Source organism: Burkholderia latens, from assembly GCF_902499045.1.
Lineage (GTDB): Bacteria > Pseudomonadota > Gammaproteobacteria > Burkholderiales > Burkholderiaceae > Burkholderia > Burkholderia latens.
On sequence record NZ_CABVPL010000043.1, the window covers coordinates 46,884 to 64,522 of the forward strand.

General features: G+C 70.3%; 15 protein-coding genes. 7 read left to right on the plus strand and 8 right to left on the minus strand.

From position 1 onward, the window contains the following. Nucleotides 1-76 precede the first annotated feature (76 nt). The 5 genes from BSE24067_RS24190 (at nucleotide 77) to BSE24067_RS24210 (ending at nucleotide 6,341) form a co-directional block, all read left to right on the plus strand. The gene (locus BSE24067_RS24190) at nucleotides 77-1,573 is read left to right on the plus strand and encodes a sensor histidine kinase (RefSeq protein ID WP_151067607.1); all 1,497 of its coding nucleotides are present in this window, start codon (nucleotides 77-79) and stop codon (nucleotides 1,571-1,573) included. After that, nucleotides 1,558-2,946 (plus strand): sigma-54-dependent transcriptional regulator, encoded by a 1,389-nt coding sequence (locus BSE24067_RS24195; RefSeq protein WP_151067605.1) that lies wholly within the window; start codon nucleotides 1,558-1,560, stop codon nucleotides 2,944-2,946. Before BSE24067_RS24190 ends, BSE24067_RS24195 begins: the two co-directional genes overlap by 16 nt. Nucleotides 2,947-3,199: 253 nt before the next feature. After that, on the plus strand, nucleotides 3,200-3,745 hold the full coding sequence (locus tag BSE24067_RS24200) for a hypothetical protein (protein ID WP_151067603.1): 546 nt from the start codon (nucleotides 3,200-3,202) through the stop codon (nucleotides 3,743-3,745). Continuing rightward, the gene (locus BSE24067_RS24205) at nucleotides 3,729-5,054 is read left to right on the plus strand and encodes an MFS transporter (protein WP_151067601.1); all 1,326 of its coding nucleotides are present in this window, start codon (nucleotides 3,729-3,731) and stop codon (nucleotides 5,052-5,054) included. Before BSE24067_RS24200 ends, BSE24067_RS24205 begins: the two co-directional genes overlap by 17 nt. A 42-nt stretch (nucleotides 5,055-5,096) precedes the next feature. Beyond that, nucleotides 5,097-6,341 (plus strand): arsenic transporter, encoded by a 1,245-nt coding sequence (locus tag BSE24067_RS24210; protein WP_174904882.1) that lies wholly within the window; start codon nucleotides 5,097-5,099, stop codon nucleotides 6,339-6,341. Nucleotides 6,342-6,448: 107 nt separating this feature from the next. On the opposite strand, the gene BSE24067_RS24215 is transcribed toward BSE24067_RS24210, so the two are convergent. Further along, a complete protein-coding gene (locus BSE24067_RS24215; RefSeq protein WP_151065978.1) occupies nucleotides 6,449-7,351 on the minus strand; it encodes a LysR family transcriptional regulator in 903 nt (300 codons plus the stop codon). Between the two features lie 100 nt (nucleotides 7,352-7,451). On the opposite strand from BSE24067_RS24215, the gene BSE24067_RS24220 reads away from it, so the two are divergent. Further along, nucleotides 7,452-8,327 carry an aldo/keto reductase family oxidoreductase gene (locus BSE24067_RS24220; RefSeq protein ID WP_151065977.1) on the plus strand — a complete coding sequence of 292 codons (876 nt, stop codon included), beginning with the start codon at nucleotides 7,452-7,454 and terminating at the stop codon, nucleotides 8,325-8,327. A gap of 267 nt (nucleotides 8,328-8,594) precedes the next feature. Here BSE24067_RS24220 and BSE24067_RS24225 read toward each other — a convergent pair whose 3' ends face one another. Together BSE24067_RS24225 and BSE24067_RS24230 are read right to left on the minus strand one after the other, a co-directional pair. Continuing rightward, complete coding sequence (locus tag BSE24067_RS24225; protein ID WP_151065976.1) at nucleotides 8,595-8,975, minus strand: cupin domain-containing protein; 381 nt, start codon at nucleotides 8,973-8,975, stop codon at nucleotides 8,595-8,597. 137 nt (nucleotides 8,976-9,112) lie between these two features. Continuing rightward, complete coding sequence (locus BSE24067_RS24230; RefSeq protein ID WP_151065975.1) at nucleotides 9,113-9,976, minus strand: SDR family oxidoreductase; 864 nt, start codon at nucleotides 9,974-9,976, stop codon at nucleotides 9,113-9,115. 110 nt (nucleotides 9,977-10,086) lie between these two features. Between BSE24067_RS24230 and BSE24067_RS24235 the strand changes: the two genes are divergently transcribed. Continuing rightward, on the plus strand, nucleotides 10,087-10,986 hold the full coding sequence (locus BSE24067_RS24235) for a LysR family transcriptional regulator (RefSeq protein ID WP_151065974.1): 900 nt from the start codon (nucleotides 10,087-10,089) through the stop codon (nucleotides 10,984-10,986). A gap of 47 nt (nucleotides 10,987-11,033) precedes the next feature. On the opposite strand, the gene BSE24067_RS24240 is transcribed toward BSE24067_RS24235, so the two are convergent. The 5 genes from BSE24067_RS24240 to BSE24067_RS24260 form a co-directional block, all read right to left on the minus strand. Further along, complete coding sequence (locus BSE24067_RS24240) at nucleotides 11,034-11,204, minus strand: hypothetical protein (RefSeq protein ID WP_170297508.1); 171 nt, start codon at nucleotides 11,202-11,204, stop codon at nucleotides 11,034-11,036. A 25-nt stretch (nucleotides 11,205-11,229) separates the two neighbouring features. Then, on the minus strand, nucleotides 11,230-12,141 hold the full coding sequence (locus BSE24067_RS24245; protein ID WP_151065973.1) for a DUF72 domain-containing protein: 912 nt from the start codon (nucleotides 12,139-12,141) through the stop codon (nucleotides 11,230-11,232). Between the two features lie 171 nt (nucleotides 12,142-12,312). After that, nucleotides 12,313-14,271, minus strand: coding sequence for a phosphatase PAP2 family protein (locus tag BSE24067_RS24250; protein WP_151065972.1), 1,959 nt, complete (start codon nucleotides 14,269-14,271; stop codon nucleotides 12,313-12,315). 364 nt (nucleotides 14,272-14,635) lie between these two features. Continuing rightward, entirely contained in the window at nucleotides 14,636-16,156 is a 1,521-nt protein-coding gene (locus BSE24067_RS24255; protein ID WP_151065971.1) for a GGDEF domain-containing protein, read from the minus strand. A gap of 201 nt (nucleotides 16,157-16,357) precedes the next feature. Beyond that, nucleotides 16,358-17,639: NAD-dependent succinate-semialdehyde dehydrogenase (locus BSE24067_RS24260; protein WP_174904884.1), on the minus strand; the 1,282-nt coding region annotated here is incomplete at its 5' end.

The window sequence follows — 17,639 nt, forward strand, 5'->3', positions numbered from 1 at the left end:
CTTCGGGGCCGCGTTCATGACTGGGTGCGGTGCATGCGTTGCGCTATCCTGTCGCGATCGACCTTTCTCCGACGCCATGAAGCGCCCGTCGTTTTCCACTCAACTCGTGATGCTGTGGGCCCTCGTTGCCGCGCTATGCGCGACGCTGGTGGCGCTCGTGTGGATCGTGGCCCGTTCCGCCGAGAGCGAGCAGATCGCGGGCGCCCGCGCGCAGGGCGCGGCCGCGTGCGAAGCGGTGGCATCGCGCTATGCGGGCGCGGTGCGGCCGTCCGGCGCGCAACCCGATGCCGAGCCGATGCACGCGATCCTCGACATCGTGCTCGCCCGTGCGCCGGACGTCGAAGGCGGTTTCTGGACGCGCGGCGGCGCAGGCGCCGACGGCCGCTTTCTCGCGTATGCGTTTCCGACCTATCAGGGCAGCGGCATCAAGCGCGACGTGCCGGAAGCGGAAACCTCGCTGATCCTGCGCACGCTGAACGCGGCCGCCGCCGCGCGCGCGACCGCGACCAACGTCGTCGAAGGCGCGCAGGATGCGGTCGTGGCGGTTGCGTGTCCGGTGCCGGCCAGCCCGGAGCTGTTCGTCTGGATGCTGACGCGCGCGCATCCGCCGCTCGGCCCGCATGGCGAGCTGCTCGCGACGGCGCTTGCGGCGGTGCTCGCCGTGATTCTCGCGATCGCCGCCGCGCTCGCGTTCGCATTGCGGCGCTGGAAGCGCAATCTCGGCCGCATCGAGGCGGCACTGTCGCCGGCGGGGCGCGACACGCAACTGCCGCGCGTCGGCGAACCCGACCTCGACCGGATCATCGATGCGTTCAATGCGCATGCGCGGCACGCCGAACGTTTGCAGCAGCAAGCCGGCGAATTGAGCGCGCGGCTCGCGCAGGCCGAGCGCTTCGGCATGCTCGGCAAGCTCGCCGCGCAGCTCGCGCATGAAATCCGCAACCCGATGGGCGCGATGCGGCTGAAGGCCGAGAATGCGCTCGCCGCGGACAGCGGCCGTCAGCAGGACGCGCTTCGTATCATCCTCACGCAGATCGCGCGCATCGATACGCAATTGTCGGGGCTGCTCGCGCTCACGCAGCCGGTCAGTCCGCACATCGCACGCGTCGATCTCGACGCGTGGCTCCCGCACGTCGTCGATGCGCACCGCGAGCTCGCGCAGCGCCAGTCGATCGCGCTCGCATGCACGCCGGACGGGCACGGCGAGCGGTTCGCGCCGCCGTCCGACAACCCGGCGTTCGATCCCGGCCAGATGCGCCGCGCGCTCGACAACCTGTTGCTCAATGCGCTGCGCCATGCGGGCGACGGCGGCGCCGTGTCGGTCACGGCTGCGCGCTCGACGGCCGATGCGCGTGCGATGCTGCGGTTCACGGTGTCCGATACGGGCCCCGGCGTGCCCGACGCGCAGCGCGAGCGGATCTTCGAACCGTTCGTGACCGGCCGCGCGGGCGGCACGGGCCTCGGCCTCGCGGTCGTGCGCGAAGTGGCGGCGGCGCACGGCGGCCGCGCGTGGCTCGATGCGGCGTCGCGCGGCGCTTCTTTCGTGATCGAGATTCCATGGCAACCATCCTGATCGTCGACGACGACGCCGCATTTCGCGACGGCCTCGCGGAAACGCTGCGCGATCTCGGTCATCGTGTCGTCGAGGCCGCATCCGGGCGCGCGGCGCTTTCGATGCTGCGCGACGGCGGCCACATCGATTGCGTGTTCCTGGACTTCCGGCTGCCGGACCTGGACGGCCTCGCGGTGCTCGCGCAATGGCGCGACGATGCAGCGCTCGCCGCGATCCCGGTCGTGATGCTGACCGCGCACGCGACCAGCGACAACACGATCGACGCGATGCGCCTCGGCGCGTTCGACCATCTGACGAAGCCGGTCGGGCGTCGCGACATCGCGCAATTGCTCGAGCGGATCGTGTCCGCGCATGCGCCGCGCGCGCACGGCGACGCGGACACCGGCGCGTTTGCCGGCGAGCACGCGTCGGACCGCCCGCGCCTGCTCGGCGTCAGCGCCGCGATCCGCGACGTGCAGAAGCAGCTCGGGCGCGCCGCGACGAGCGATGCGACGGTGCTCGTCACCGGCGAAACCGGCACCGGCAAGGAAGTGGCCGCGCGGGTGCTGCATGCGGCGTCCGCGCGGCATGCCGGGCCGTTCGTGGCCGTGAATTGCGCGGCCATTCCGGCCGATCTGCTCGAAAGCGAATTGTTCGGCCATCGCCGCGGCGCGTTCACGGGCGCGCATGCGGATCGCGCGGGGCGGCTCGTCGAGGCCGGCGGCGGCACGCTGTTTCTCGACGAGATCGGCGACATGCCTGCCGCGATGCAGGCGAAGCTGCTGCGCGCGCTGCAGGAGCGCCAGGTGACGCCGCTCGGCGCGGACCGCCCGACGCCGATCGACATTCGCGTGGTGGCCGCGACGCACCGCGATCTCGCCGCGGGCGTCGCGAGCGGCACGTTCCGCGAAGACCTGTTCTACCGGCTGAACGTGATTCCGCTGCACCTGCCGCCGCTCGCCGAGCGCGTGGCCGACATCCTGCCGCTCGCCGCGCATTTTCTCGAACGTGCGGCCGGCGCGCGGCCGCTGCACCTGACGAACGACGCGCAGCGCGCGCTGCTCGCTCACCGCTGGCCCGGCAACGTGCGCGAACTGCGCAACGTGATGGAGCGCGCGGCAGCGCTCGCGCCCGGGCCCGCGATCACCGCGGCCGACCTCGCGCTCGGCGCGGCGCCGGCCGCGGGCGTGCATGCGGATGCGGACGCCGCGCTGCCTGCGTTCCTGTTCGATCTGCCGCTGCCCGACGCGCTGGCCGCGGTCGAGCGCGCGGCGATCCTGCGCGCGCTCGAGCGGGCGAACGGCAATCGCGCCGAAGCGGCACGGCAACTCGGCATCGGTCGTCAGTCGCTGTATGCGCGCATGGCGAATCTCGGGATCGATCGCGACGGCTGAGCGGGATGCAGGGCGTCGGATTGTCCGACACCGTCGCGCGCATCTGTCGGCATTCCCGACACCCGCGCGGCGGCGGACTACCGCGGTGCACCGCGGCACGGGCGCGAATCAGGTTGGCACGGGGCTTGCAAATAGGGGTGTACCGCAACCCGTCGTCGCGGTCATGCTGCGCGCCGCACGCCGGCCGCAGCGCGCATTCGCCGTCCGTCGACGCGCGACGCACGCGACGACATCCCGATGGAGAAATCACCCCATGCACTGGATCGATCCGGCATGTCTGCCCGAAACGCGCGGCCGCGTGACCCAATTCCTGCTCAACCCGCACGGCGAAGTCGACGGGCTGATCCTGAACGGCGACCTGCAGGTTCACGTGCCGCCGCATCTCGGCCGCGAACTCGTGCAGCACGTCGCGTGCGGCGATCGCATCCGCGTACGCGGCATCAAGCCGCGCGGCGCGGACATGATCGCGGCCGTTCAGCTGACCGGCCGCGGCGGCGCGGCGATCGTCGATGGCGGGCCGGCGCACGAGCCGCGTCCGCTGCCGCGCGCCGGCCGCGAGCCGATGGACGTGCGCGGCGAGGTCGCGTTTGCGTTGCACGGCCCGAAAGGCGAGTGCAACGGCGCGCTGCTGACGAATGGCGTCGCGGTGCGCATGCCGCCGCACGCGGCAGCCGAGCTCGGCGACTATTTGCGTCCCGGCATGCACGTGCAGGTGTGGGGCGACGCGATCGTCACGCCGCACGGCACGACGATCGACGTCACCGACATCGCCGAGCTCGTCGATGCGCCGGCCGGCTGAACGCGCGGCGGCGACGAGACCGGCCCGCGCGCTCGAAGCGCTCAACTTCTTCGTCGCCGACGTGCAGGCCGGGATCGGCCCGTTCGCCGGCGTGATCCTGCTGTCGCGCGGGTGGAGCGCGGACGCGATCGGGTCCGTGATGACGCTCGCCGGCCTGGCGGCGATGGCCGCGACGCCGTTGGCCGGCGCGCTCGTCGATGCGCTGCGCGCGAAGCGTGCGCTGATCGTCGGCGCGACGGCCGCGACCGCGTTCGCAACGGTGATGCTGCGTTTCGCCGACAGCTATCCGGCGGTGGCGGCGTCGCAGATCGTGGCCGCCGTCTGCGGCGCCGCGCTCGCACCGGCCGTCGCGGGCGTGACGCTCGGCATCGCGCGCACGCGCGGCTTCGACCGTCAGTTCGGCCGCAACCAGATGGCGAACCATGCGGGCAACGTCGCCGGCGCGGCGCTCGCGGGCTGGCTCGGCTGGCATGCGGGATTCGATGCGTTGTTCGCGCTCGTCGCCGTATTCGCGGTGCTCGCGATCGGCAGCGCGTTGGCGATTCCGGCGCGCGCGATCGACCATGCGAGCGCATGCGGTCTCGGCGAGCAGCCCGACGCCGCCCGCACCGCGCGCGTCGGCAACGATTCGCACGACGATCGATCGCACGACGATGCCGGACATCGCGCCGGCGCGTGGCGCACGCTCGCGGCGAACCGGCCGCTGCTGCTGCTCGGCGTGTCGCTCGCGCTGTTTCACCTCGGCAATGCGGCGATGCTGCCGCTGTACGGGATGGGCGTCGTCGCCGCGCACCGCAGCGATCCGAGCATGTTTACCGCGCAGACGATCGTGATCGCGCAATGCGTGATGATCGCGGCCGCATGGTGCGCGCCGCGGCTGATTCGCGATCACGGATACTGGCGCGTGCTGCTGCTGTCGTATCTGGCGCTGCCGGTACGCGGCGTGCTCGCGGCCACGCTGATGAGCGAGGCGGGCGTGTGGCCGGTGCAGATACTCGACGGCATCGGCGCCGGCCTGCAAAGCGTCGTCGTACCGGCGCTCGTCGTGCGGCTGCTCGACGGCTCGGGGCGCGTGAACGCGGGGCAGGGCGCGGTCGCGACCGCGCAAGGCATCGGCGCGGCGTTGAGCCCGGTGCTCGGCGGCGTGCTCGCGCAGCATTACGGCTATCCGGCTGCCTTCGTGGTGCTGGGCGCCGTGTCGACGGGCTCGGTCGCATTGTGGCTCGGTTACTCGCGTTCGTTGCGCGGCGCGTGCGGCAAGCCGCCGGGCCGCCGCGCGCCGTCCGATCTGCCGGCCGCATCGCGATGAAGCGCGCATCGATTCATTGCCGCTATCCGGATCGTCGAAGCGATGAATAGCGCCCCGTTTGCATGGCTGATTTCCGCGCTCGCCACTGCGGGCGTGATCGTGCGCCCGTTCGGCTGGCCCGAGGCGATCTGGGCCGTGACCGGCGCGGTGCTGCTGGTCGGTCTCGGCCTGTTGCCGGTGGACGCCGCGCTCGCCGCCGTCGCGAAGGGCGGCGACGTGTACCTGTTCCTTACCGGGATGATGCTGCTGTCCGAGGTCGCGCGCCGCGAAGGGCTGTTCGACTGGATCGCCGCGTACGTCGTGAATCTCGCGCACGGCTCGCCGCGGCGGATGTTCGCGCTCGTCTATCTGGTCGGGATCGTCACGACCGTGTTCCTGTCGAACGATGCGACCGCCGTCGTGCTGACCCCGGCCGTGTTCGCGGCCGCGCGCCGCGCGAAGACGGACCCGCTGCCGCTGCTGTACGTCTGCGCGTTCGTCGCCAATGCGGCGAGCTTCGTGCTGCCGATCTCGAATCCCGCGAATCTCGTGCTGTACGGCGTGCACATGCCCGCGCTCGGCACGTGGCTCGCGCGCTTCGCGCTGCCGTCGGTTGCGTCGATCGCGTGCACGTACGCGATCCTGCGCGCGACGCAGCGGCACGCGCTGCGCGGCCGCTGCGCGAGCGATTTGCTGGTGCCGCCGCTCGCGCCGGGCGGGCGCATCGCGCTGGCCGGCATCGCGGCGACGGCCGCCGCGCTGATGGGCGTGTCCGTGCTCGACCGGCCGCTCGGGTTGCCGACCGCGGTGGCCGGCGCCGTCACCGCGGCGTGCGTGCTGTGGCGCGATCGCGGCGCGTGCGGACCGATGCTGCGCGCGATCTCGTGGAGCGTGCTGCCGCTCGTGGCCGGCCTGTTCGTGCTGGTCGAGGCGCTCGACCGTACCGGCGCGGTGCACGCGCTCGCCGACGCGTTGCGCGCGCTGACGGCGGGCGGCGCGGCACGCGCGGCGGCCGCGTCGGGCGCCGCCGTCGCGCTCGCGTCGAATCTGGTCAACAACCTGCCTGCAGGGCTCGTCGCCAGCGCGACCGCCGGTGTCGCGCACAGCCCGCAACCGGTGATCGACGCGCTGCTGATCGGCGTCGATCTCGGGCCGAACCTGTCCGTCACCGGGTCTCTCGCGACGATCCTGTGGCTCGCGGCCATTCGGCGCGAAGGGCAGCAGGTGAGCGCAGGGAAGTTTCTCGCGATCGGTGCATGCGTGATGCTGCCGGCGCTCGCGGCCGCGCTCGCGGTGCGGCTGGCGTAGCGAGCGGCTGAACGCCGGGCGTGACGCAACGTGCCGATGCGCGCCGCGGGCGCGGAACCGCGATGACTGCGATGCCGCCGGCGCGGATATGGACCGCCGGCCGCCGGCTACCCGGCATCCGCCTTGATGAAATCGACGAACGCGCGCAGCGGAGCCGGCACGAAACGCCGCCCCGGATAATACAGATACGGGCCCGAGAACGGCCGCCACCAGCCGTCGAGCACGGGCTCGAGCGCGCCGCTCGCAAGATGCGGGCGCAGCCAGTCTTCGTACAGGTGCACGATGCCGAGCCCCGCACAGGCGGCATCCACGACGAGATCGACGGCGCCGCCGATCTGCACGACGAGCGGCCCCGACGGCTCCACGCGCACGACTTCGCCGTCGCGCTCGTATTCCCACGCCGGCATCGCGCCGCTCGCGAAACGGCCGCGCAGGCACGCGTGATCGAGCAGGTCGCGCGGATGGGCCGGGCGGCCGCGCCGGTCGAGATAGGCGGGCGCAGCCGCGGTCGCGAAGCGTTGCGAGCGCGGGCCGATCGGCACGGCGATCATGTCCTGCTCGAGGCGCTCGTCGTAGCGAATCCCGGCGTCGCAGCCGGCCGCGAGGATATCGACGAAGCTCTCGTCCGCGACGACCTCGAGCCGGATCTCAGGATACGCGTCGAGAAAGCGCGGAACGATCGACGGCAGCACGAGCCGCGCGGCGCTCATCGGAACGTTGAGCTTCAGCGTGCCGACCGGTTTCTCGCGGAACGTGTTGACCACGTCGAGTGCCGCCTCCACCTCGCTCAGCGCCGGCGTGAGCCGGGCGAGCAGGCGCTCGCCGGCTTCGGTCGGCGACACGCTGCGCGTCGTGCGGTGCAGCAGCCGCACGCCGAGTTGCGCCTCCAGCCTGCGCACCGCTTCGCTGAGCCCCGACGCACTCGCACCGGCCACGCGTGCGCCCTCGCGGAAGCCCTTCGCCCGGGCGACCGCGACGAACGCATTCAGATCGCCGAGATCGACTTGCATTGTTCGCCTTTTCGTACAGGTCGTGCGCATTATGACTGGTTATCGCGCAGCGCGACGCGGCGTAACCTGCGATTCGTTCAATCGATCCAGGAGCCACGTCATGTCAGCCATCGTTCAATCCGGCACGTTTTCCATCGCGGGCCGCCGCGTGCACCGCCTCGGCTATGGCGCGATGCAGCTTGCCGGCCCCGGCGTGTTCGGCCCGCCGAAAGACCGCGACGCTGCGCTCGCCGTGTTGCGCGAAGCCGTCGAATCGGGTGTCGACCACATCGACACCAGCGATTTCTACGGTCCGCACGTGACGAACCGGCTGATTCGCGAAGCGCTGCATCCGTATCGCGACGGCCTGCTGATCGTGACCAAGGTCGGCGCGACGCGCGGCGACGACGGTTCGTGGCTGCCCGCGTTCTCCGCCGACGCGCTGACCGCCGCCGTGCACGACAATCTGCGCAATCTCGGCGTCGACGTGCTCGACGTCGTCAACCTGCGGATCATGTTCGACGTGCACGGCCCGGCCGAAGGCTCGATCGAAGCGCCGCTCACGGCGCTGGCCGAGCTGCAGCGGCAGGGCCTCGTGCGGCACATCGGGCTGAGCAACGTGACGGCCGCGCAGATTGCCGAAGGCCGGCGGATCTGCGACATCGTGTGCGTGCAGAACCATTACAACCTCGCGCACCGCGACGACGACGATCTGATCGACGCGCTCGGACGCGACGGCATCGCGTACGTGCCGTATTTTCCGCTCGGCGGCTTCAGTCCATTGCAGTCGTCCACGCTCGACGCGGTCGCCGCGCGGATCGGCGCGACGCCGATGCAGACCGCGCTCGCGTGGCTGCTGCGCCGCGCGCCGAACATCCTGCTGATTCCCGGCACGTCGTCGGTCGCGCATCTGCGCGAGAATCTGGCCGCCGGCGCGCTCGTGTTGCCGGAAGACGCCGTGCGGGAACTGGACGGGGTCGCGGCGGCCGCCGGTTGACGGCCGCGAGGGCCGCTTTTGCCGGCGCGACGAGGCCCGCGCCGTTGCCGCCGAGACGCGCGATGCCGGACCGCATGCGAGCCCGTCCGGGCGCGCGGCGCGCGGCGCGTATTCGCGAGCATGACATCGGTGGCGGTGCCGCTCCGCTGTCGGCCGGCCATCTGCACGCGTGTCCGGGCCGACCGGCGCGGGGCCCGGGCCAGCGGGCTTGCGGACGACACCATCGGCTGGCGGAACCCGCCCTCCGCTCGCCGGCCGCAGAGCCGTTCAGCGAGCCTGACCCAGCTGCTCGTCGATCGACCGCGTGAGCGGCGATTGCACGTCGCCGGTGTGCTTCGTCTGCACGGGCTCGATCAGCACGATCCAGCATTCTTCGTCGGCCACCGGATTGTGCTGCGTGCCGCGCGGCACCACGTGCATCGAGCCGGCCGGCAAGTCGACGACGCGGCCGCCTTCGTACTCGATCTTCAGATGCCCGCGCACGACGAAGAACAGCTCGTCTTCGTGCGCATGGTCGCGTACCTTCGCGACCTTCACGTACTGATCGTTGACCTGCGCGACGACCTTCGGCGACCAGTAGTCGGCGACATCCGCGAATGCGGCTTCGAGGTCGAACGATTCGGCAAACGGAACGGCGGGGAGGGTCATCTCGTCTCCAGATACAGTGACGTGCATGCGGGATCGAAACCGGCGCGATGCCGGCATCGACAGGCGCGGAACGCCGATTATAGGGACGCCGCCGTGACGCTGCACGACGGCGCCATGCAGCGCCTGCCGCTCCATGCTCAGCGGGCCAGCGCCGCCGCGAAGTCGCGGTACGTGCGCAGCGGGCGGCCGAGAATCGCGGTCAGCCGCGCAACGTCGCCGGCCAGCGGCACCATTCCGTCGGTGACGTAGCGTTCGGCCATCAGCCGCATCTCGTATGCCATCCATTTCGGCATGAAGCTCGCCAGGTTGTTCTCGAACGCGGCCGGATCGTCGCCGCCATACGCGACCGGCCGGCCCAGCACCTCGGACCAGATCGACGCGAGTTGCGGACCCGTCAGCGTGTCGGGGCCGACCAGGTTGATCATCTCGACCGGCAGCTTGCCCGGCGCGTCGTTGCGGCGGATCAGCTCGATCGCGGCGACTTCCGCGACGTCGCGCACGTCGACCATCGCGACCCCCTTGCTGCCGATCGGCATCGGATACACGCCGTGACCGGCGATCACGTCCTTGACCATCCGTTCGTTCTCCATGAAATACGCGGGCCGCAGGATCGTCGCGCTGAAACCGGCCTGCTCGATCATCCGCTCCGCACCGGACTTCACCGCGAAGTGCGGCACGTTCGCGAAGCGGTCGGCGTGCATGACCGACAGATAGACGACGCGCTCGATACCCGCGTCGCGAGCCACGTTCAGCGCGATCAGCGCCTGCGTGAACTCGTCGCCCGCGACGCCGTTCAGCAGGAACAGCGTGCGCACGCCGGTGAATGCGGTGCGCAGCGCGTCGAGGTCGAGCATGTCGCCCTGGACGACCGCCACTGCGGCCGGAAAATCGGCCTTCGACGGATCGCGTACGAGCACCCGCACGTCGGCGCCGCGCTCGACGAGTTGATGGACGACGTGGCGGCCGACACGGCCGGTCGCACCGGTTACGAGAATGGTCATGATGTTCACTCCTGGGGTAGCGGTTGAATTGACTGCCCACGTAAGTTAAGTGATCCACACATGATCCGGAAGGTGTGATAAATAGACTGGGTGTCTCACTGGTGGAACGTATGGATCTGCTCGCTCTCGCCGATTTCAATCTCGTCGCCCGTCACGGCAGCTTCGGCGAGGCCGCGCGCGCGGCCGGGCGCCCGAAGGCGACGCTGTCGCGTCGCGTGACCGAACTGGAGAACAGCCTCGCGTTGCGTCTGTTCGAACGCGGGTCGCGCGGCGTGACGCTCACGCAGGAAGGGCGCGCGCTGTACGAGCGCACGGGTGCGCTGCTCGCCGAGCTGGCCGACAGCGCGTCCGCGATCGCGTCGGGCGGCGAACGCCCGCGCGGGCGCCTGCGCATCAGCGCGCCGATACTGTTTTCCCAGCTCGCGATGGGGAGGCTCGTGGCGACGTTCGTCGCGCAATATCCGGACGTGCGCGTGGACGTGACGACGGAAGACCGCCGCGTCGACATGATCGACGAAGGTTATGACCTGGTGATCCGCGTGAACCCCGACCCGGACGAAAGCCTGATCGGCCGCGTGCTGGTGCGCGACCGGCTGGTCGTCGTGGCGGCGCCGGCGCTGGTGCGGCCGTCCGGCGACGCGCGCGTACCGGCGGTCGTCAGCGGCGTGGACGACTGGCGCGACGCGTGGGACGTCACGGGCCCGCACGGGCCGTCGCGCATACCGTTCGAGCCGGTCGCACGGCTGTCGTCGCTGCTCATCGTGCGCGAGACGGTCAGGCTCGGCCTGGGCGCCGCATGCCTGCCGGTGTCGCTCGCGAGCCGCGACCTCGCGGCAGGCACGCTCGTCTGTTGGGGCGACGTGCCGGGGCCCGAGGTCGCGCTGTGGGCGCTCTATCCGTCGAGGCGGCTATTGAGTGCGCGCGTTTCCGCGTTTCTCGATCATCTGAAGGACGCGTTCCCGTCCGGCACGGCGGAAGACCTCGCCGCGTACGTCGGAGCAGGGTGCTGAAACTGCGCGGCGCGGTTCGCGGTCCTGTCGGCGCGACGCTGCGAGCGCTACGTCCGGTCGCGATTGCGTGCGCGGGTCGCGCCCGTGATCACCGCGATGCCGAACAGAATGACGGCAACGATCTCGATGATGTGCTGCGATACGTGCAGCGTCGTCAATCCCCACGCGACGCCGGCGATGAAAATGATCCAGCCGAGCAGGTAAATGAGCAGGGTCATCGTCGTTCTCCTTGTGGTTCGGGGTTCATCCGGCCGCTGCCGCATGCGCATGCAGACCGAGGCGTTCCATCAGCCGCTGCGCGTCGAATGGTGCGTTCGTCTTCGCGTCGTTGTCGAAGTAGCAGTACACGTCGCGCGACCGCGCTCGCGGCGGCGACAGGTCGGGCGCCGCGAGATGCGCATCGGCCGGCTGCGCGCCGAGGCTCCATGATTCGATCCTGCGCGCCCATTGCTCGAGCGCTGCATCGGAGTATTCGCCGGAGTACTTCGTTTCCGTGCCGTGCAGACGCATGTACACGAAGTCGGCGCTCAGGTCTTCGAACTGCGGCCACGGTTCGGTCGAATCGGACACGACCACTGCGACCTTGTGGCGGCGCAGCAGCTTCACGAACGCCGGATCGACGAAGCTCGCGTGGCGCACTTCGATCGCATGGCGCAACGCGCGCGTTTCGTCGATGCGCACATAGGGTGTCCTGACCCGGCGATCGTGCTGCTTCGCGAGCGCATGCGCGGCTTCGGTGTCGTGCGGCAGCAGGCTCAGGAAGCGCTCGATGTGCCCGGGGTCGAACCGCAGCGACGGCGGAAACTGCCACAGGATCGGCCCGAGCTTGTCCTTCAGCGCGAGCAGCCCTTGAGCGAAGAAGTTCGCACAGGCGACGGTCGCCGTTTCATCGCGAAAGCGCAGCATGTGCGTCAGATAGCGCGCGCCTTTCACGCTGAACGTAAAACCGGGCGGCGTTTCGTCGTACCAGCGCTGCCAGCTGTCGAGCGATTGCAGGCTGTAATGCGTGCCGTTGATCTCGATCGTCTGCATCCGGTCCGACGCGTACTGCAGCTCGGCGGCCTGCTTCAATCCCTTCGGGTAGAAGGTGCCGCGCCAGCCGTCGTAGCGCCAGCCTGAAATGCCGATATGAATGTGGCCCGATGTACTCGTCACGTCGTTGCCCGCTCGATCGATTGAATCCCGATGCGGGGAGCAATGCGCGTGCCTGTGCGCGGGTGCGCGTCAGGTCCGCGCCGGCGGCTCAGCGCTTCCGGCCGACGGCGATGCACGGCCGTTTCGGATCGGCCCGCGCTCGGCCCGCGCACGAGCCGCGCGCCGCGCCGGTCACGCCGCCGACAACACGACCGACACGCCCGTCGCCGTATAGACCGGCGTCGCCTTGAACCCGTCGACCGTCACCGTCGAAAACTGCGCGGAAGCCGCGGCGCCGTCGATCAGCGCGATCGTGTCGCCGGCCTTCGGCGCATAGCCGTTCACGAACTTCACGTGCAGCGTGCCGCCCGCGACCGTGAATTGGCCGCCCACGCGCAACCGGCCGCCGCCGTTGCCGTCGATGTCGAGTTCGAGCGTCGTGTTGGCGAGCTGCGTGTAGCGTGTCGCGACCGTCACCGGCGCGGCGGCCGCGATCCGTACGCTGCCGCCCGAGCCGACATAGACGTCGCCGTTGCCGAACGCACTCGCCGATGCGGCGGCGAGCGTGCCGCCATTCACCTGCGTGCCGCCGGTATAGCTGTTGTTGCCGGCGAGCGTCAGCGTGCCGGTGCCTTGCAGCGTCAGCTTGCCGGCGCCGGCGATGTCGTTGCGCCACAGATCGGCTGCGTTGAGCCCGCCCTGCGAAGCGTCCATCGACACGACGACGTTGCCGTTGAACGCGCCGTAACCGTCTGCCGCGGCGAACAGGTTCAGCCGGCCCCAGCCCTCGGCGTCGTCCATCACCGGATAGCCGGACTGCACTTCGGTGGTTTTCAGCACGACGCGCCGCTGATCCGCGCTCAAATACGGGAAGCGCGTCTGCAGCAGGATTTCGGCGCCCTTCGGCACCACGGGCGGCGCGCCGGTCGATTCGATCGCGCCGAAGCCGAACGTCATGCGGCGCAGGAACGCGGCCTTGTTCGCGGTGTAGTCGGCAAACCGGTCGGTTGCCGTCGTGCCCGAGTGCGCGAACGCGGCGAACGTCGTGCCGCTGGTGCCCGTCAGTTGCTGCAGCGTCTGATGGGCCTGCACATACGCGGCCTGTGCGTCGCTCGCATAGGCGGTGAGGTTTGCCGCGCTGATCGCGAGCGCGAGCATGCGGCCGCCGATCACGTCGAGCGGCGAATGCATGCCGGCGAGGATCCGGTTCTCGCCGAGCTCGAGGCCGCGGCTGACCATTTCCTGGAAGCGCTCCGGTACGAGCCACGCCATCGTCGTCGCATCGCGCATCGCTTCGGCCGTGTGGCCGCTGATGAAGCCGCCGTCGGTGGCGGGCGTCGTGCTTTCGGCGGGAACGAGCGTCGGCGCGACGACGACGCTCGTGCTCCAGCGGTACGGCCGCGCATACTTGTAGAAGCGCTTCGACGGCTCGGTCGATGCGTTGTTGCCCATCTCGTTGAGCAGGTCGACGACCTTGCCGAAGTTCGCGTTGGTGCTGCTGCCGACACCGACGTTGTTGCCGGAATCGTTGTACAGCACGGTCGTCGCGTCGGCGGGAATGCTGGTGATGCTGGTCGTTTGCTGGGCCGCGGTGCGCCATGCGTCGGTGAGCGGCCCCATGCCGTCGGTCACGCTGTAGCCCTTGCCGCGCCGGTCGTCGAAATACGCGGCGTCGGCCTGCTGCTGCGTGCGTGCGGTGGTCGCGTTGATCACGTACTGGACGTTCGCGTCCAGCACCGTGCCGTTGAGGATCGTGCCGCACGGCGTGCCGCTGCCGGGCAGGCCCGAGCAGGTCGACGCGACGATCGCGGGAAACGCGCCGTTGGCCGGCGCGTTCACGCCCGCATCGACGAGCATCGTCGACGGCTGCCACAGGTCGAGGAAGCGGCTCAGCACACGCACCGCAGCGTTGGTCGACAGCGTCGCATAGCGCGCGTCGCCGCGCTGATTGGTCGCGACGTTGTCGACGAACGCGGGCACGCTCGGCACGGGCGCGCTGTCGACGAAGCCGGGGTCGGCCGGCGGCGCCGGCATGGCCGCGCTGGTCGCGGCGGGCGACGCGACATCGTCGCCGCCGCCGCACGCAGCAAGAACGATCGCACTCGACAGCGCTGCGACGTGCAGCGGGAAACGGCTTCGTGACGCAAACATGCAAGACTCCATCCACGGGAAGATGGCGGATTGTCGTGCGCGATCGTGACGCGGCCGTTAAGGATTTGTTGCGCAGAGCGGTTGGCGGGCCCGAATTCTCACTATTTGGTGAATTCTCGGTGCAGCACGTTTGCGGCCTGCAGTGCCGCGTCTTTTCCGCTTCGACTTCGGCGTCGCGGGCAGCGGCCGCGAGCACGATGTCGCGCGCGGCAGCCACACGCCGGTCGACCGCGACTCGCACCGACGATCGGGTAGCGTTCCTGATTATCCGAACGGTACATGGAGGATTCGCGGCGGTGAATCGCCCGATCGTTTGCGCGGCGCGCGTCGTGCACATGCCGGCGAACGACCGGAACCGCGACGGTCACGCCGGTTGAGCATGCAGCTGCGCGTCGGCGCGGCACACGCGGTTTCTGCCCTGGCGCTTCGCCGCATAGAGCGCGAGATCGGCCTGATGCGACAGCGCATGCACGGAACGCGGGTGCGCGCGATGGCCGGTCGCGCAGCCGATGCTGACCGTGAACGGCGGAATCGTCGCATCGAAGCCGTCGATCCGGTTGTGTTCGACGGCGCGGCGGATGGCCTCGGCGACTTCCGCCGCACCGTTTTCGTCGGTATCGGGCAGCACCGCGACGAATTCCTCGCCGCCGTAGCGCGCGGCGATGTCGCCGCGCCGCCGCACGTGCGCGCGGATGCATTCGGCGAGAAAGCGCAGCGCCGTGTCGCCTTGCGCATGGCCGTAGCGGTCGTTGTACTGCTTGAAGTGGTCGGCGTCGATGAACAGCACCGACAGGCTGCCGCCGCTGCCGCGCTGCAGTCGCTCCCACTCGTCGGCGAGCGCGGCATCGAGCGCGCGGCGATTGTGCAGGCCCGTCAGCGGATCGGTGCGCGTGAGGTCGGTGAGCAGCGTCTGCTTGCGCAGGTTGTCGCGCAGCGCGAACGCGAGCAGCCACACGACCGCGCAGAACAGCGCGCCGATGACGGACGCCGACACGCCGACCGTCCACGACAGGTGCGTGATGCCGGCCAGCACGTCACGCTCGGCCGGCGCGACGACGGCGATCAGCGGCGTGCCCGGCACCCGCTGGTACGTATACAGCCGCACGATGCCGTCGATGCTCGAGCGCGCCGCATAGAAGCCCGATTCGCGGCTCACCATCCGGTCGAACGACTTCGACCGGCGCAGCCGGACCATCTGGTGATCGCTCACCGGCGGGTTGCGCGCGAGGATCGTGCCGTCCGCGCGCACGATCGCGCTGACGCCGTGCGGGCCGACGTTCAGGCGCGACAGCAGCCGATCGAAGTACGCGAGATCGACGGCGACCACCGCGATCCCGTCGAACGTGTGATCCGGCCGCTCGATGCGCCGCGACAGCGCGATGGATTCCGTGCCGCCGCGCGACCGTGCGCGATACGCCTCCGACACGTAGAGGCCGACGTTGTCCGAATCGCGATGGACCTTGAAGTAGTCGCGATCGCTGAAGTCCCAGTTGTGGGTCGGCCCGCAACAGCCGTCGATCAGCCGCCCGTACCGGTCGGTGACGCCCATGCCGGTCACGTATTGCGCGGCCGTGCGCTCGAACAGCACGTCGTGCCGCAGCCCCGCGTCCATGCGCACGATCGCGGGGTTGCCGAGATCGGCCGCGAGCGACACGAGCGCATTGTTCGACGTTTCGACGGTACGGCCGATCTCGCTGACCAGCACCGCGGCGACGTTGCGCGACGTCTCGTGCGCATGTTCGACGACTTCGCTGCGCGCGGCCCTCAGCGTGGCCGCGCTGATGCCGAGTGCGGCGAACGACATCAGCGTCCCGATCACGCCGACGATCAGGTGATGGCGCCCGGCCCAGTCGGCAACTTTCTCGATCGAAGTGAATGCAGGCATGCTCGCGCTCATGCAGGAAAGCCGGCTGCAAGCGCAGCGGCGCGGGTCAAATCCGGGTTAACGGCAGGGTCGCCCGGAAATCGAGGCCCGCACGCGACGCGAACGCGTAACGCATGCCGCAAACGTGTGCGGCGCGCGCCCGCCGCCGGCGCCGCGCCATGCGGCGCGAAACGCGGCGGAATCGGGCGCGCGGGCCCCGCGTCAGTCGAGCCCGCCCTGGCACAGATACTTGATCGACAGGTAGTCGTCGAGGCCGTAGCGCGAGCCTTCGCGCCCGTAGCCCGACTCCTTCACGCCGCCGAACGGCGCGGCCTCGCTCGCGAGCGCGCCTTCGTTGATGCCGACGATGCCGGTTTCGAGCCGCGCGGACACGCGCGCGATGCGTCGCAGGTCCTGCGTGTAGAAGTACGCGGCGAGCCCGAACGGCGTGTCGTTCGCGGCGTCGACGGCCTCGTCCTCGGTGTCGAAGCGGAACAGCGCGGCGACCGGGCCGAACGTTTCCTCGCAGGTCAGCTGCATGTCGGCGGTCGCGTCGGCGAGCACCGTCGGCGCGTAGTAGTTCGGCCCGAGCTCGGTCAGGCGCTTGCCGCCCGCGAGCACGCGCGCGCCGCGCTCGACCGCGTCGCCGACGTGCCGCGCGATCTTGTCGACCGCGCGCGCGTTGATCATCGGCCCGATTTGCGCGGCCGCGTCGGTCGCCGGCGCGACCTTCAGCGCGGCGACGCGCGCGGCGAGCTTCGCGGCGAACGCGTCGTAGACGCCGGCCTGCACGTACACGCGGTTCGGCGACACGCAGGTCTGCCCGCCGTTGCGGAACTTCGCGGCCATCAGCCCGTCGACGGCCGCATCGAGCTCCGCGTCGTCGAACACGATGAACGGCGCGTTGCCGCCGAGCTCGAGCGACAGCTTCTTCAGCGTCGCCGCCGATTCGCGTGCGAGCAGCTTGCCGACGGCCGTCGATCCGGTGAACGTGATCTTGCGCACGCGGGCGTCGGCGAGCCAGTCGGCCGCGGCGTCGATCCCGCGTTCGCGCGACGCGGCGATCAGGTTCAGCACACCGGCCGGCACGCCGGCTTCCTGCGCGAGGAACGCGAGCGCGAGCGCGGTCAGCGGCGTGTCCTCCGCCGGCTTCGCGACGACCGTGCAGCCGGCCGCGAGCGCGGGCGCGATCTTGCGCGCGATCATCGCGAGCGGGAAATTCCATGGCGTGATCGCGGCGACGACGCCGATCGGCTCCTTCACCGCGCTCAGCCGCTTGCCGCGCTGCTGCTGCGGAATGATGTCGCCGTACGTGCGCGTCGCTTCCTCCGCGAACCACAGCACGTACGACGCGCCGTAGGCGACTTCGCCGCGCGCTTCGGCAAGCGGCTTGCCCTGTTCGCGCGACATCAGCTTCGCGAGATCGTCGGTGTGCGCGACGATCGCCGCATGCCACGCGCGCAGGATCGCGGCCCGGTCGCGCGCGGGCGTCGCGCGCCACGCG